Source organism: Collinsella sp. HCP3S3_E11, assembly GCF_052067375.1.
Lineage (GTDB): Bacteria > Actinomycetota > Coriobacteriia > Coriobacteriales > Coriobacteriaceae > Collinsella.
This window is the reverse complement of record NZ_JBQHQI010000004.1, coordinates 70634-84537: the sequence shown is the minus strand read 5'-3', so window position 1 is coordinate 84537 and position 13904 is coordinate 70634. Positions and strand designations below refer to the sequence as shown.

The following is a 13904-nucleotide window of genomic DNA, read 5'->3' as shown; positions in this document are numbered from 1 at the left end:
GCGGCGTTGTGCGAAATGACACCGGCCTCGGCGAGCGCGCGGCTGGTGTCTTGCGCCTCTTGTGCGAGTTTGAGTGCGAGATCACGGCACGCGTCGATGCCGCCGCCGATCTCGATGAGTTCGACGGCGCGCGCGAGGTCCGCGGGGTCGCTCGTTTTTGCTTCGAGCAGCCCCCAAGGGCCGCGGCCTCAGGTTCGACCGGCTGGCCCCGGCGGACCTGTCGCTCGCGATGTCGCACGTGAACTCCGAGCCGCGCGGCGCGCTCGGCTTCGCGACGCCCGCCCGCGCCTTCCGGGCGATGCTCGGCGGCGACGCGGCGGCGCTGCTGGAGGCGTACGGCATCGAGGACGTGCCCGTCGGCGAGCTCGACCTGACGCCGGGGCTCATCGCGCGGGCGCGCGAGGAAAGGGGCGATGCCCCGCTGTCCTAGCCTAAGGGAAAACGGAATAGACGGAACCGACCGTCCGGCTGAGTCTGGGAAGAGGCGCCGGGCGGCGGGCGGAGCATGGCCACCGGACCCATCGAAACACATCTCCACCGTTCCTTCAACTGGGAAAACGGCGCCCCCGGGCCCCGGGAGGGGCCGCGGGGGCGTTCGGCTAGGTGCGGGAATGGCCTATTTGCTCAATGTGTTCGGCTGAGATCGGAAATCAACCCTTGCATTGTGGAATTCGGGGGCTTTGTCATATCCATTTCAAAAGAGCCTGCTGCCGCGATTTGACTGTCGCATAATGCAAGGCCATTGCGGTACCGAGCTATGGAAAGACGCCTGCGGAATTGTCCTACCGATAAGCGGACAAGCCTCCGGCTGGTGCCTTCGCCGTGGTAAGGTAAGCCGAATTGTTTCCAGGCTGTTTCGGGGGAGTGGAATGAGCAAAGAGTGCGTCGAGCAGGTCGAAGGCGCAGGAGCTTCGGTGCCGATGACCGATATATCGAACATTGATGTGCCCGAGGGCACCGACGAGCTCAGCCGCAGCACCCGCCGTGCATGGCGCGACCGCCTGAACAGCGCTTCGACGCGTAAGATGATCGTGGGCATGTTGGCTACGCTCGTGGGCGGCTCGTTTTGGGGCTTCTCGGGCACCAGCGCGAGTTTTTTGTTCGATACCTACCATGTCGATACGCTGTGGCTTATGAGCATACGACAGATTCTCGCCGGCCTGCTCTTTATGGCTGTGGTTGTCACGCGCGACCGCGCACGCCTGGTTAAGCTTTGGACGACGCCGGCCGACCGCAAGCAGCTGTTGCTCTTTACCGCCTTTGGCCTGCTGTTCAACCAGTTTTGCTATCTTTCGGCCGTGCGCCTGACCAACGCCGGAACCGCGACGGTCCTTCAGTGCCTGCAGCTGGTCATCATCATGGGATATACCTGCATCACCGATCGCCGCAAACCGCGCATGCGCGAGGTTATCGGTATTGGCCTGGCCCTTGGCGGCACGTTTTTGATCGCCACCGGCGGCGACCCCACGAGCCTGAGCATCTCGCCGCTCGGTCTGGTGGCGGGTCTTATGTGCGCGGTGAGCGCCACCTGCATGGCGGTGATTCCCGCCAAAATTCTGCCAGAATACGGCAGCCCCATCGTTACGGGCTCAGCCATGCTCACGGCTGGTATCGTCACCTGCACTATCGTGCAGCCTTGGGCCCATATGCCGGCGCTCGATGCCGCCGGCGTCGAGGCACTCGCGGTGTTTGTGGTCGTGGGCTCGTTTTTGGCGTACATGCTCTATATGCAGGGCGTCAAGGACATCGGCTCGGTGCGCGCGAGCCTCATCGGGACCGTGGAGCCGGTCTCGGCAACCATTACCAGCGCCGTTATGCTGGGCACGGTATTTTTGCCGACCGACCTTATCGGCTTTGCCATGATTATCGTAATGATGTTTTTAACGGTGTAGTCGACGCAGCGGCTGATACAAGTTAAAAACTGAATAGGGATTCGCGCATGTTGCGTGTAATCAGGACGCATGTCTGGAGTTTAGCTGCGCGCGTTCAATATGACATAAACTGATAACGTTTATCGACTTTTGTATTGTGAGGATTTCTCTATGGCTGGAAATCATTTTAAGGGTAGCGGAGACGGCCGTCCGGCGGTCCCGCCGCGTTCTAATGGGGCGGGAAGGCCCGGCGCTCCGGGCGGCATTGGCCAGAACGGCGCCGGCAATCGCACGTCTCCGGGCGAGACGGCGATGTTTACCGCTCTGTATGAGCAATCTCAGAAGGCAAAAAAGGCCGCCCGCGCAAACGGTCAGGCCGCTGCGACCGGGGCTACCCCCGCAGTGCCACCGCGCGAGGTCTCCGCAAATCCCGCAGGCAATGCAGGCAGCGCCAATGCTGCCGGCAACACCTCGTCGCTCAAGGATGCAGGCATCACGGGCAACTTGGGCACGATTTACACGGGAGCTTCCGAGACCGGCACGTTTGCCCGTCTGGACGATAGCGGTGCCGAGTTTGTGGGCTCGGGTTCCAAAGAAGACTATTACGATTTTGGCCTGAACTACGGCGGCGGCACTTCGTCGAGCACGACGTCGGACGGGCTGGTCCGTCATCGTCATCGCAAGGGCGAGAACAAGAACCGTTATGCCGCCACAGCGGTCGTTGCTGTCGTCGCGGTTGTCCTCGTTGCACTTGGCGTGAGCGGCTTCATGTTCTTTAACTCGGCAAAGACCGTGAAGGCCCAGGCAAAGGAGGCCGTGGGTATCGTCGCAGACCTTAAGGGTAAGGTCACGTCGGGCGATTTTTCGACCCTGCCCGACGATGCGAAGAAGATCAACGACCTTTGCAGCAGCATGAAGGCGGAGACCTCGAGCCCGGTGTGGACGATGGCCTCGTTCATTCCGGTGTATGGCAGCGATATTAGCGCCGCCCGCACCATGGTCGACGCTCTGTCCGATGTTTCGAGCGGCGCGCTGGTCCCCATGGCCGATAATCTCGCTCAGGCAACGCCCGGCAAGCTGTTCCAGGACGGAACAATCAACGTGTCCGCGCTGCAGGCGGTCGCCGATTCGCTTTCCGATAGCTCGAGGGCGTTCAAGAGCGCCAATGAAAAGATTCAGGGTATTGGCGATACTCATATTTCCCAGATGACTGAGCTGGTCGATAAGGCCAAGGACGGCTTTGCCACCCTCAACGGCGCGGTTGACGCGGCGGAGAAGGTCGCCCCCGTCCTTCCCCAGATGCTCGGCGCCAACGGCCAGACGCGCAACTATCTTGTGTATGCCATGAACAACGTCGAGATTCGTGCTTGCGGCGGTTTTGGTGGGTCGCAGGGCCTGATTTCGGTCACCGACGGCCAGATGTCGATCGGTGACTTTGTTCCATGTATTGCGCGTAGCAAAGACGAGGCGGTTGAGAGCGTCGACGAAGAGGACGAGGCACTGTTTGGTGACCACAGTAACCTGTACAACTCTGGTAACGCGTATTCGCCCGATTGGCCCCGCAACTCGCAGCGTGTCGCCGCGCTGTGGAAGTCCCAGTATGGGCAGGACGTTGATGGCGTCGTCGGCATCGATCCGGTGTTCTTGCAGTACCTGCTGGGCCTTGTCGGTAATGTCTCGCTGCCTGATGGTACGGTCGTCGACGGTACCAACGCAGCGAAGGTTCTCATGCACGATGTGTACTGGAACTATCCGGTCGAGGAGTCGGACGGCATCTTTGCATCCGTCGCCAGCGCTGCCTTCGACAAGATTCTCGGTGGCATCGGTGACGTCGACGTTACGAAGCTTGTCGGTGCATTCGAGCGCGGTGCCGAAGAGGGCCGTCTGATTGCTTGGATGAGAAACAATGATGAGCAGAATGCCATCAAGGAGACGGGCATTGACGCTTCGCTGCCCGATCCGGATGATCCGAGTGCCGATCCCGTTGCCGGCGTTTACTTTAACAACCTGAGCTTCTCCAAGCTCGATTGGTATCTGAACGCCGACACGCAGCTTGGCCAGGGCGTGAAGAACGGCGACGGCACGTGCTCCTATCGCATCACCGTTACCCTGACGAACATCATGACGCAGGAGGAGGCAGGCAAGCTGCCCGACTACGTCGCGGCGAGCGCGCCCGATGCCGCGCGCGATGACGAGCGTCTGAATGTCTCACTGTTTGCCCCGACGGGCGGCAGCATCAGTGACCTTACGGTTGAGGGCACCCAGTTTGGTCTTGGCGCCGCTACGTGGCATGGAATCCCCTTCTATTCGGGCACCGTTGACCTGCATGCTGGCGAGACGACGACGATCACGTATACGCTGACCACGTCGGCCGAGGCGGGGGACAAGCCGCTTGCGCTGCGCCAGACTCCTACATGCCAGGCGGCTCGCGATAGCGCGTCGGCGTAGGGTTTTTCTGGTAGCGCAGATAATCGAGTACCATTTTGGGGCGGACAGGCAATCTGTTCGCCCCTATTTTGTAAGGAGATCGCATGAAATACTTTGGCACCGACGGATTTCGCGGCGAGGCCAACGTTGGGCTGACCGTGGAGCACGCGTACAAGATCGGCCGCTTTGTGGGCTGGTATTACGGCGCCAGGCGCGGGGCCAAGGCGCGCGTGATCGTGGGTAAGGACACGCGTCGCTCGAGCTATATGTTCGAGGCGGCGCTGGTGAGCGGTCTGGTTGCGAGCGGCGCAGACGCCTATATGCTGCATGTGATTCCTACGCCGGGCGTGGCGCACCAGACCGTGGAGGGCTGCTTCGATTGCGGCATCATGATCAGTGCGAGCCACAACCCGTTTTGCGATAACGGCATTAAGTTGGTTAACAGCGACGGCTTTAAGATGGACGAGGACGTGCTGGAGCTCATCGAGGACTACATCGATGGCAAGAGCGAGGTGCCGCTGGCCACGGGCAACCACATTGGCGCCACGGTTGACTACATGCAGGGCCGCAACCGCTACATTGCCTCGCTCATTGCAAGCGCGAACTTTTCGCTGCAGGGCGTCAAGATTGGCATTGACTGCGCCAACGGCTCGGCGTCCTCTGTCGCCAAGCCGGTGTTCGATGCGCTCGGCGCCGATGTGCGCGTGATTAACGCCGCACCCGACGGCTTTAACATTAACGTCGACTGCGGCTCTACGCATATGGAGCGCCTGCAGCGCCATGTGGTGGAGCAAGGCTTGGACGTGGGCTTTGCCTACGACGGCGATGCCGATCGCTGCCTGGCCGTGGACGAGCGCGGCCGCGTGGTCGACGGCGACCAGATTCTGTACGTGTGCGGCGTGTATCTTAACAAGCACGGGCGCCTCTCGGGCGGTACCGTGGTGCCGACGATCGCCAGCAACTTTGGCCTGATTAAGTCGCTGGAGCTTGCCGGTCTGAGCGCCGTGACCAGCGGCGTGGGCGACCGCCACGTGTATGCCAAGATGCGCGAGGGCGGCTACAGCCTGGGTGGCGAGCAGACGGGCCATACGATCTTTGGCGATATCGAGCGTACGGGCGACGGCATAATGACCTCGCTGCGCGTAATGGAAGTGATTCGTGCCGAACGCGAGACGCTTTCGCAGCTCGCGGTGCCGTGCAAGCTGCTGCCGCAGGCGCAGGTTGCCGTACGCGTGGCGGACAAGGATGCTGCGCTGGGTAGCATGGGCGTGCAGGCCGCCATCGCCGAGGCCGAGGCGTTGCTGGCAGGCGAGGGCCGCGTGCTGGTGCGCAAGAGCGGAACCGAGTCGGTGATTCGCGTTTTGGCCGAGGCCCCCGACCAAGACGCCGCCGACGCCGCCATGAAGCGCATCGCCGCCGCGCTGGAGGCTCTGTAGTTACGCAGTTTAGCAAACCGCGTAACCGCTCGACGCTACAAACGGCCCCAAGCGGCAATCTGGCGTTCAATTTCAAGGGCGCGACCAGAAGGTCAGCGCCCTTTCATTTCACGTCACCTTGCTCGCTTGGGGCCGTTTTCGCTGACGTTGCCAAGACATCGACGTCAACATGGTTGGCGTTGGCGATGGCGTGCTGGTCAATCCTTACAGCTGGTACAGCGTGGTGAACTTGTCCTGCAGGTAGCTGCAGTAGTAGCGGGCATCGAATGCCATACCGCACGCGCCCTTGATGAGCTCCGGCGCGTCCTTGGCGCGGCCCCACTGCCAAATGTGCTCGCCCAGCCAAGCACGGACGGGTGTCAGGTCGCCGCTCGCACAGGCGCCGTTAAGGTCGACACCGTCGCGGCACATGGCCGGCACAAACATGGCATCGTAGGCGCTGCCCAGCGCATACGTGGGGAAGTAGCCAAACGAGCCGCCGCTCCAGTGCGTATCCTGCAGGCAGCCGCGCGTGTCGTCGGGAACAGGAATACCCAGGTACTCGTCCATAAAGCGATTCCAAAGCGCGGGGATGTCTTTGGCCGTGGCCTCGCCGGCAAACAGCATGCGCTCAATCTCGTAGCGCACCATAATATGCAGCGGGTAGGTGAGCTCGTCTGCCTCGGTACGGATCAGCGACGGCTGAGCGATGTTCACGGCGTGGTAGAGCGTGTCCTCGTCCACGTTGCCGTAGACCTCGGGCGCGTGACGGCGCAGCACTTCGAGCAGCGGGCCCATAAAAGCGCGACTGCGGCCTACGGTGTTCTCGAAAAAGCGGCTCTGGCTCTCGTGAATGCCCATGGAGGTGCCGCCCTCCAGACACGTACGCGCGTAAGCGGGATTGACGCCCAGCTCGTACATGGCGTGCCCCGCCTCGTGGATGATGCTATAGACGTTGGAGATGCAGTCGTCCTCGTAGATGTGCGTGGCGATGCGCGCATCGCCCACCGAGAAGCCCTCGCTAAACGGGTGCTCGGTAAAGGCGAGCGTGGTGTCGTCCAGGTTAAGGCCGACGAGCTTCATCAGGTCGAAGCTCATGGCGCGCTGGGCGGCCTCGGGCACGCGGGCGTGCAAAAAGTCGGCAGTAGGCTGCTGTCCGCGCTCGCCGATGGCGTGCACGAGCGGCACGACGGTGGCCTTGACCTCGTCACAAAACGCATCGAAGCTCTTGGCGGAAAGGCCGCGTTCGTACTGGTCGAGCCAAACATCGTATGGGTCGCGCTTGGGGTCCATGAGCTGGGCCTGATGCTTGAGCTGGGCGACGATTCTATCCACGTAGGGCTCAAAGCTCGCCCAGTCGTTGGCCGTCTTGGCCTTGTGCCACACGGCGTCGGCCTCGCAGGTGAGCCTGGTCCAGGCTTCGGCTTCTTCGGTGGGAATGGCGCTTGCCTCGCGCTGGTCGCGGCCGAGCACACGGATCTCGTCGAGCAGCTGCGGGTCGTCGATCTTGCCGCCGGCGACGGTCTCGTGTGCCAGCGAGCCTACAAGCTCGATGGACTTTTTGCTGGTCAGGAGCTTGTGATGTTCGCCGGCAAGGGTGCCCATAGCATCGGCGCGGGCCGCAGCGCCGTTGGCGGGGGCAATCGTCGCGCCATCGAACTCGGCAATCTTGAGCAGGTACTCGCGGGTCCATAGTTTGCCTTCGAGCTTGCGGAGCTTCTTGATGCCCTTGCCCGCCTTGGCGTTCTTAGAGGCCTTGGCCACGGCGGCCTTGGCCTTCTTATCGAGTTTCTTTCCCATACCCATATCCTTGATCTCGCAGACCGGACGCCACGGGTGGGCGTGCGGCCAGTTTGCACAGCTATCTGCCTTGTACCCAGTGCGAACAAAACGGAACGCGGCGATATGCTCGCAGAATGTGTTATCCTATAGCCCAATGCGTTGACGGAGAGGGTTTTGCCCGCCGCGTCGCCGGCAAGAGAGGGAAGGTCATGGGCTGCAAGCCTTCCTGCGGTGGCAAGGGCCAAGCGTTCACTCCCGAGCAGCAACCTCAACGGGCGCGCGGCCAGCGGCGGCGAAGCCCCAGTAGGGAAGCCGTGAGCCTCGCGATAAGGGGCACAGAGTGGGCACGGCGGGCCAGACATCCGCCGGGTCAAACAAGGTGGTACCGCGGAATTCAACCGTCCTTGGGCAATGCACATGCCCGAGGACGGTTTTTTGTTACCGAACCGGGCCGCGTTTTTGCAACGCCAGACGGCGGCAGTCGTCCTGGCGAGCGGGGAACGCGAGAGACGAAAGGGAAGACATGAGTCTGATTGATGATCTGGTCAAACTCGAGGAAGAGGCCAAGGAGCTCGTCGCAGGCGCCGACGACGCCGCCAAGCTCGAGGCTGCGCGCGTTGAGCTGCTCGGCCGCAAGGGTCGTATTACCGGCCTGATGCGCATGATGGGCAAGCTCGCCCCCGAGGATCGCCCCGTGATGGGCAAGCGCGCCAACGAGATGCGCCAGCTGATTGAGGGTATGCTCGACGAGCGCACCACCGAGATGAAGGCCGCCGCCCTCAAGCACGCACTGGAGCACGAGGCCGTCGACATCACGCTGCCGGGCATCCGTCCGCAGATCGGCCACCAGCACCTGATCAAGCAGATTATCGAGGAGGCCGAGGACATCTTTAGCGGTATCGGCTACACCGTCGAGTCCGGTCCCATGGTCGACACCTCCTACTACAACTTCACCGCGCTCAACGCCCCCATGGATCACCCGAGCCGCTCGGCCCGCGACACCTTCTATGTGGTCGACAACAACCCCGGCAGCGTCGCGCACCCCGAGGCGCATGCCCACGGCGAGTCCGACGTGCTGCTGCGCACCCAGACCTCGGGCGTGCAGATTCACACCATGGAGTCGCAGAAGCCGCCCATCTACATGATCTGCCCGGGCACCGTCTACCGTCCCGACACGGCCGACGCCTGTCACCTGCCGCAGTTCAACCAGATCGAGGGCCTGGTCGTCGACGAGGGCATCACCTTTGGCGATCTTAAGGGCACGCTCGACTACTTTGTTAAGTGCATGTTTGGCGAGGACCGCAAGACGCGTTACCGCCCGCATTTCTTCCCCTTCACCGAGCCTTCCTGCGAGGTGGACGTGAGCTGCCACGTCTGCGGCGGCAAGGGCTGCAACTTCTGCAAGCACAGCGGCTGGATCGAGATCTTGGGCTGCGGCATGGTCGACCCCAACGTCCTGATCAACTGCGGCATCGACCCCGAGAAGTACACCGGCTTCGCCTTTGGCATTGGCGCCGAGCGCGTCGCTGCCCTGCGCTACGACCTGCCCGACCTCAGAACGCTCATGACAGGCGATATGCGTTTCCTGAATCAGTTTTAAGTTGACCTGTCCCGGCGGCTTCCCGAGCCACCGCACCTTGCCCCTCAAACCGTCGCTTGCGTACCCAAGTACGCGGCGCTCCTCTTTCGGGGCAATCTGCGGCACCTCGGAAACCCGTCTCCGTAGCTGGAGTTTTCCGTCTGTTTATTGCAGACGTTACAGATGAAAGGAGACCAGTTAGATGCGCGTTTCTTACGACTGGCTCAAGACCATGATCGATATTCCGGAGGATCCCAAGACCCTTTCGGACGAATATATCCGTACCGGCACCGAGGTCGAGGCGATCGACACCGTGGGCGAGTCCTTCGACCACGTGGTGACTGCCAAGGTGCTCACCAAGACCCCGCACCCCGATAGCGACCATATGTATGTGTGCTCGGTCGACGTGGGTGACAAGAACCTCGACGCCGACGGCAACCCCGCCCCGCTGCAGATCGTCTGCGGCGCGCAGAACTTTGAGGCCGGCGACCACATCGTCACGGCAATGATCGGCGCCGTGCTTCCCGGCGACGTCAAGATCAAGAAAAGCAAGCTTCGCGGCGTCGTGTCCATGGGCATGAACTGCTCCGCGCGCGAGCTCGGCCTGGGTGGCGACCACTCCGGCATCATGATCCTGCCCGAGGATACGCCCTGCGGCATGCCGTTTGCCGAGTATGTGGGCTCGAGTGATACCGTGCTCGACTGCGAGATCACGCCCAACCGCCCCGACTGCCTGTCTATGATCGGCATGGCCCGTGAGACCGGTGCCATTTTCGATCGCGATTTCCACGTTGAGCTGCCCGCCATCAAGGCGGAGACCGGCCGCGCGACCGACGACGAGCTTTCGGTCGAGATCGCCGACGAGGGCCTGTGCGACCGCTATGTCGCCCGCATCGTGCGCAACGTGAAGGTCGGCCCCTCGCCCGACTGGATGGTCAAGCGTCTTAACGCCCTGGGCGTGCGTCCGCACAACAACATCGTCGACATCACCAACTACGTGATGATGCTCACCGGTCAGCCGCTGCACGCTTTTGACCTGGACACCTTTGCCGAGCGCGATGGTCATCGCCGCGTGGTGGTTCGCGCCGCCCAGCAGGACGAGAAGTTCACGACCCTCGACGGCGAGGAGCGCACGCTCGACGCCGGCATGGGCCTCATTACCGACGGCGAGCGCCCCGTGGCGCTGGCCGGCGTTATGGGCGGCATGGATTCCGAGATCGAGGACGACACCGTCGACGTGATGGTCGAGAGCGCCTGCTTCGACGCCGGCCGTACCTCGCACACCAGCCGCGACCTGTCGTTGATCTCCGACGCCTCCATCCGCTTTGAGCGCCAGGTCGATGAGACCGGCTGCGTGGATGTGGCCAATGTCGCCTGCGCGCTCATCGAGGAGATCGCCGGCGGCGAGGTCGCTCCCGGCTACGTGGATGTGTTCCCCGCGCCCAAGACCATCGACAGCATCAAGCTGCGCCTGGCCCGCGTGCACGCCATCTGCGGCGCCGACATCGAGCCCGATTTTATCGAGCGCTCGCTCACCCGCCTGGGCTGCACCGTCGAGCGCGACGGCGAGGACTTTATGGTTACCCCGCCGAGTTTCCGCCCCGACCTGCCGCGCGAGATCGACCTGATCGAGGAGGTCCTGCGCCTGTGGGGCATGGGCCGCGTGACGGCGACCATCCCGGCTGCCAAGAACCACATCGGTGGCCTGACCCGCGAGCAGAAGCTCACCCGCAAGGTCGGCGAGATCCTGCGCGCCTGCGGCCTCAACGAGACCACGACCTTTGGCTTTGCCGCCCCGGGCGACCTGGAGAAGATCGGCATGTCCACCGAGGGCCGCGGCTGCCCCGTGGTACTTATGAACCCGCTGGTGGCCGAGCAGACCGAGATGCGCCGCTCGCTGCTGCCGGGCCTGCTGCAGTCTGTGGCCTATAACGAGGCCCATGGCACGCCCAACGTGCACCTGTACGAGGTCGGCAGCCTGTTCCACGGCCGCGAGAACGCCAGCCTGCCCAAGGAGACTAAGTCCGTGGCGGGCGTGCTCTCGGGCCAGTGGAGCGAGCAGTCTTGGAACATGAAGTACCGCAAGCTGCGTTTCTTCTTTGGCAAGGGCATTGTCGAGGAGCTGCTCGCCCAGCTGCGCATCGAGAAGGTTCGCTTCCGTCCCGTCGAGGGCGAGGGCTATGCCTTCTTGCAGCCGGGCCGTGCCGCCGAGGTTCTGTCTGGCGGCACCGTGCTGGGCTGGGTCGGCGAGATCCACCCCGAGGCGCGCGAGGCCATGGGTATCGACGAGGTCGTCGTTGCCTTTGAGCTCGACCTGGACAAGCTGATCAAGGGCGCCCGCAACCAGGAGAACTACCGCGAGTTCTCGCAGTACCCGGCTGTTGAGCACGATCTTGCTATCGTGGTCGACAACTCCGTGACTTGCGAGGACCTTGAGCGCCGCATTACCAGCGCCGGCGGCAAGCTGCTCGAGGGTGTGCGTCTGTTCGACGTCTACCGCGATCCGGTCCGCGTGGGCGTGGGCAAGAAGTCCATGGCCTTTGCGCTTACGTATCGTTCCGACGACCACACGCTTACCAGCGAAGAGGTCGAAAAAGCGCACCAGAAGATCGTCACCAAGGTGTGCAAGGGCGTAAACGGCGAGGTCCGCGGCTAGGTCCTGCACTGGGGTATGGGTCAGCGGTGGCTGCTGCCGAGCCTTACGTGACTGCTATCCTCGGTATAAGGCACTGCTGAGCCTGCATATATGACACGCGCATTGCATAACGGCGTGCTGCTTTGTCGGCAGTGCGCCGTTTTGCTATGATAGCCCGTGGCGTGTTACGAATCTGACAATACGTAACACTGGCAAGGTGATTTAAGCGGCGTTGTAATTCTGTGCGCCGATAACCGGGAGGCGTACATGCACATTCCAGATAATTATCTGTCCCCGCAGACCGATGCCGTCATGGCAGTGGCGATGGTCCCTGTGTGGGTTCACTGCATCAAAAAGGTGCGCGCCACGCTCGATCGCGAGCACATGGCGTTTCTGGGTATCTGCGCCGCGTTCTCCTTTTTGCTCATGATGTTCAACGTGCCGCTGCCCGGCGGTACCACGGGTCACGCCGTCGGCGGCGCGCTCATCGCGCTGCTGCTGGGCCCGGAGGCCGCGGCCATCGCGGTTTCGGTCGCGCTGGCGCTGCAGGCGCTGCTGTTTGGCGACGGCGGCATCCTGTCCTTTGGCGCCAACTGCTTTAACATGGCCTTCGTGCTGCCGTTTGCCGCCGCTATCGTGTTCCGTGCGCTCAACAGCCGTTTGCACGACAAGAGCTGGGGCACCTCGGTTTCGGCCGTCGTAAGCGGTTGGGTCGGCCTGTGCCTGGCGGCCCTGTGCACGGCGATCGAGTTTGGTATTCAGCCGATGTTCTTTACCAACGCTTCGGGCGCTCCGCTGTACTGCCCCTTCCCGCTCTCTATTGCCATTCCGGCCATGATGATCCCGCACATGTTGGTAGCCGGCGTGGTCGAGGGCGTGGCGACGGCCGCCATCTACGGTTTCATTAAGAAGACGGCGCCGAGCGTTATCGTCGGGCCCGAGGCCGCCGATGGCCAGCTTGCTGCCGAGGGCGCTGCTGCCAAGAAGACCTCGCTGGTCCCCACGCTCATCCTGGTCGCCGTGCTTGTCGTGGCCACGCCGCTCGGCTTGCTGGCCACCGGTGACGCATGGGGCGAGTGGGACGCTGAGGGCGCCGCGACCGCCGTTCAGGAGGCTGGTGACGACAGTCTGCAGACTTCGGTCGGTCTCGATACCCCGACCTTTGCCGATGCCCTGCCCACGGGCGATTATCTGCAGGCCTATTCCGAGGAGCAGGGCCTTGGCTTTGCCGGCCAGGCTGCCATGTATATCCTCTCGGGCGTGATTGGCGTGGCGGTACTCACCATCGCCTTTCGCCTGATCTCGCTGACGGTTAAGGAAAGCGGAGCCCATGGCGACGGTCGAGCTGCCTAGCTGGCTTGCGGCCGAGCAGCGTTATGAGCCCCCGCGGGCTCGGCATCGTGTGATGCAAAAGAATGTCCTGCACCTGGCGAGCCTGCTTGAGCGGGTTCGCCTAGGCGGCGGCGCGCATAAGGGCGGGTCGATTATCGACCGCGCCCTTTCTTCCGTTTCGGCGCCAGTGCGTTTGGTGGGGATGTTCGTCTGCGTCCTGTGCGTATGCCTGACGCAGAGCCCGCTGTACTTGATGCTGATGACAGCGATCGCGTTGGTGCTCGTTGCGGTGCGCCCCGCACGCGGGCTGCACGCGACCTTTGTGCCGGCGTTGGCTGCCGCGGGGTTTGCCGTGGTTTTGGCGCTGCCTGCCCTGCTGCTGGGTGCTTCTGCCACGGGCGCCATGCTCAAGATTGCGCTCAAGACCTTTGTTAATGTGTCATTGGTGCTGGGCGTTTCGTGGACGCTTACCTGGAGTCGCATGTCGGCGGCGCTTAAGATGCTGCACCTGCCCGACGAGGTTATCTTTACGTTTGATATGGCGCTCAAACACATCGAGGTGCTGGGACGCACGGCGCACGACCTGTGCGAATCAGTCTTGCTGCGCAGCGTTGGCTGTGCGCCTGCAGGATTTTCGCGTACCGATTCGATCGCGGGTATCATGGGCATGACCTTTATCAAGGCGATGGAATGCAGCCGCGCGATGGACGAGGCTATGCTTTGCCGCGGTTTTGCCGGCGCATATCCGGCGCCTGCACGGAACGGCTTTGGCTGGCGCGACGCGGTCTATGCGGCCGTTGTGGTGCTGCTCGCCGTGTTGTGCGCGGTGCTGTAGCGCGGGCGGTCAAGCCGTCGATGTGAAC

General features: G+C 62.7%; 9 protein-coding genes. 8 read left to right on the top strand and 1 reads right to left on the bottom strand.

Annotated elements, in window-relative coordinates:
* Nucleotides 1-157: 157 nt before the first annotated feature.
* The 4 genes from ACTM86_RS04115 (at nucleotide 158) to glmM (ending at nucleotide 5734) form a co-directional block, all read left to right on the top strand.
* Entirely contained in the window at nucleotides 158-430 is a 273-nt protein-coding gene (locus ACTM86_RS04115) for a hypothetical protein (protein ID WP_441015604.1), read from the top strand.
* A gap of 439 nt (nucleotides 431-869) precedes the next feature.
* The gene (locus tag ACTM86_RS04110; protein WP_441015606.1) at nucleotides 870-1892 is read left to right on the top strand and encodes a DMT family transporter; all 1023 of its coding nucleotides are present in this window, start codon (nucleotides 870-872) and stop codon (nucleotides 1890-1892) included.
* Between the two features lie 150 nt (nucleotides 1893-2042).
* The gene (locus tag ACTM86_RS04105; RefSeq protein ID WP_441015608.1) at nucleotides 2043-4319 is read left to right on the top strand and encodes a DUF4012 domain-containing protein; all 2277 of its coding nucleotides are present in this window, start codon (nucleotides 2043-2045) and stop codon (nucleotides 4317-4319) included.
* Nucleotides 4320-4402: 83 nt separating this feature from the next.
* Nucleotides 4403-5734 carry a phosphoglucosamine mutase gene (gene glmM, locus ACTM86_RS04100; protein ID WP_441015610.1) on the top strand — a complete coding sequence of 444 codons (1332 nt, stop codon included), beginning with the start codon at nucleotides 4403-4405 and terminating at the stop codon, nucleotides 5732-5734.
* Between the two features lie 204 nt (nucleotides 5735-5938).
* On the opposite strand, the gene ACTM86_RS04095 is transcribed toward glmM, so the two are convergent.
* On the bottom strand, nucleotides 5939-7513 hold the full coding sequence (locus tag ACTM86_RS04095) for a carboxypeptidase M32 (protein WP_441015612.1): 1575 nt from the start codon (nucleotides 7511-7513) through the stop codon (nucleotides 5939-5941).
* A gap of 505 nt (nucleotides 7514-8018) precedes the next feature.
* On the opposite strand from ACTM86_RS04095, the gene pheS reads away from it, so the two are divergent.
* The 4 genes from pheS to ACTM86_RS04075 all read left to right on the top strand — a co-directional run bounded on the left by pheS (nucleotide 8019) and on the right by ACTM86_RS04075 (nucleotide 13876).
* On the top strand, nucleotides 8019-9095 hold the full coding sequence (gene pheS, locus ACTM86_RS04090) for a phenylalanine--tRNA ligase subunit alpha (RefSeq protein ID WP_154517607.1): 1077 nt from the start codon (nucleotides 8019-8021) through the stop codon (nucleotides 9093-9095).
* Nucleotides 9096-9276: 181 nt separating this feature from the next.
* A complete protein-coding gene (gene pheT / locus ACTM86_RS04085) occupies nucleotides 9277-11730 on the top strand; it encodes a phenylalanine--tRNA ligase subunit beta (RefSeq protein ID WP_441015614.1) in 2454 nt (817 codons plus the stop codon).
* A gap of 246 nt (nucleotides 11731-11976) precedes the next feature.
* Entirely contained in the window at nucleotides 11977-13062 is a 1086-nt protein-coding gene (gene cbiM, locus ACTM86_RS04080) for a cobalt transporter CbiM (RefSeq protein ID WP_441015616.1), read from the top strand.
* Nucleotides 13040-13876 carry an energy-coupling factor transporter transmembrane component T family protein gene (locus ACTM86_RS04075; protein WP_441015619.1) on the top strand — a complete coding sequence of 279 codons (837 nt, stop codon included), beginning with the start codon at nucleotides 13040-13042 and terminating at the stop codon, nucleotides 13874-13876. The genes cbiM and ACTM86_RS04075 overlap by 23 nt, the downstream gene beginning before the upstream one ends.
* The last annotated feature ends 28 nt before the right edge of the window (nucleotides 13877-13904 follow it).

Excerpts from the sequence above, each read along its gene's own strand:
- ACTM86_RS04110 (WP_441015606.1), top strand. The coding sequence starts at position 870 with ATGAGCAAAGAGTGCGTCGAGCAGGTCGAAGGCGCAGGAGCTTCGGTG.
- ACTM86_RS04105 (WP_441015608.1), top strand. The coding sequence starts at position 2,043 with ATGGCTGGAAATCATTTTAAGGGTAGCGGAGACGGCCGTCCGGCGGTC.
- glmM (WP_441015610.1), top strand. The coding sequence starts at position 4,403 with ATGAAATACTTTGGCACCGACGGATTTCGCGGCGAGGCCAACGTTGGG.
- ACTM86_RS04095 (WP_441015612.1), bottom strand. The coding sequence starts at position 7,513 with ATGGGAAAGAAACTCGATAAGAAGGCCAAGGCCGCCGTGGCCAAGGCC.
- pheS (WP_154517607.1), top strand. The coding sequence starts at position 8,019 with ATGAGTCTGATTGATGATCTGGTCAAACTCGAGGAAGAGGCCAAGGAG.
- pheT (WP_441015614.1), top strand. The coding sequence starts at position 9,277 with ATGCGCGTTTCTTACGACTGGCTCAAGACCATGATCGATATTCCGGAG.
- cbiM (WP_441015616.1), top strand. The coding sequence starts at position 11,977 with ATGCACATTCCAGATAATTATCTGTCCCCGCAGACCGATGCCGTCATG.
- ACTM86_RS04075 (WP_441015619.1), top strand. The coding sequence starts at position 13,040 with ATGGCGACGGTCGAGCTGCCTAGCTGGCTTGCGGCCGAGCAGCGTTAT.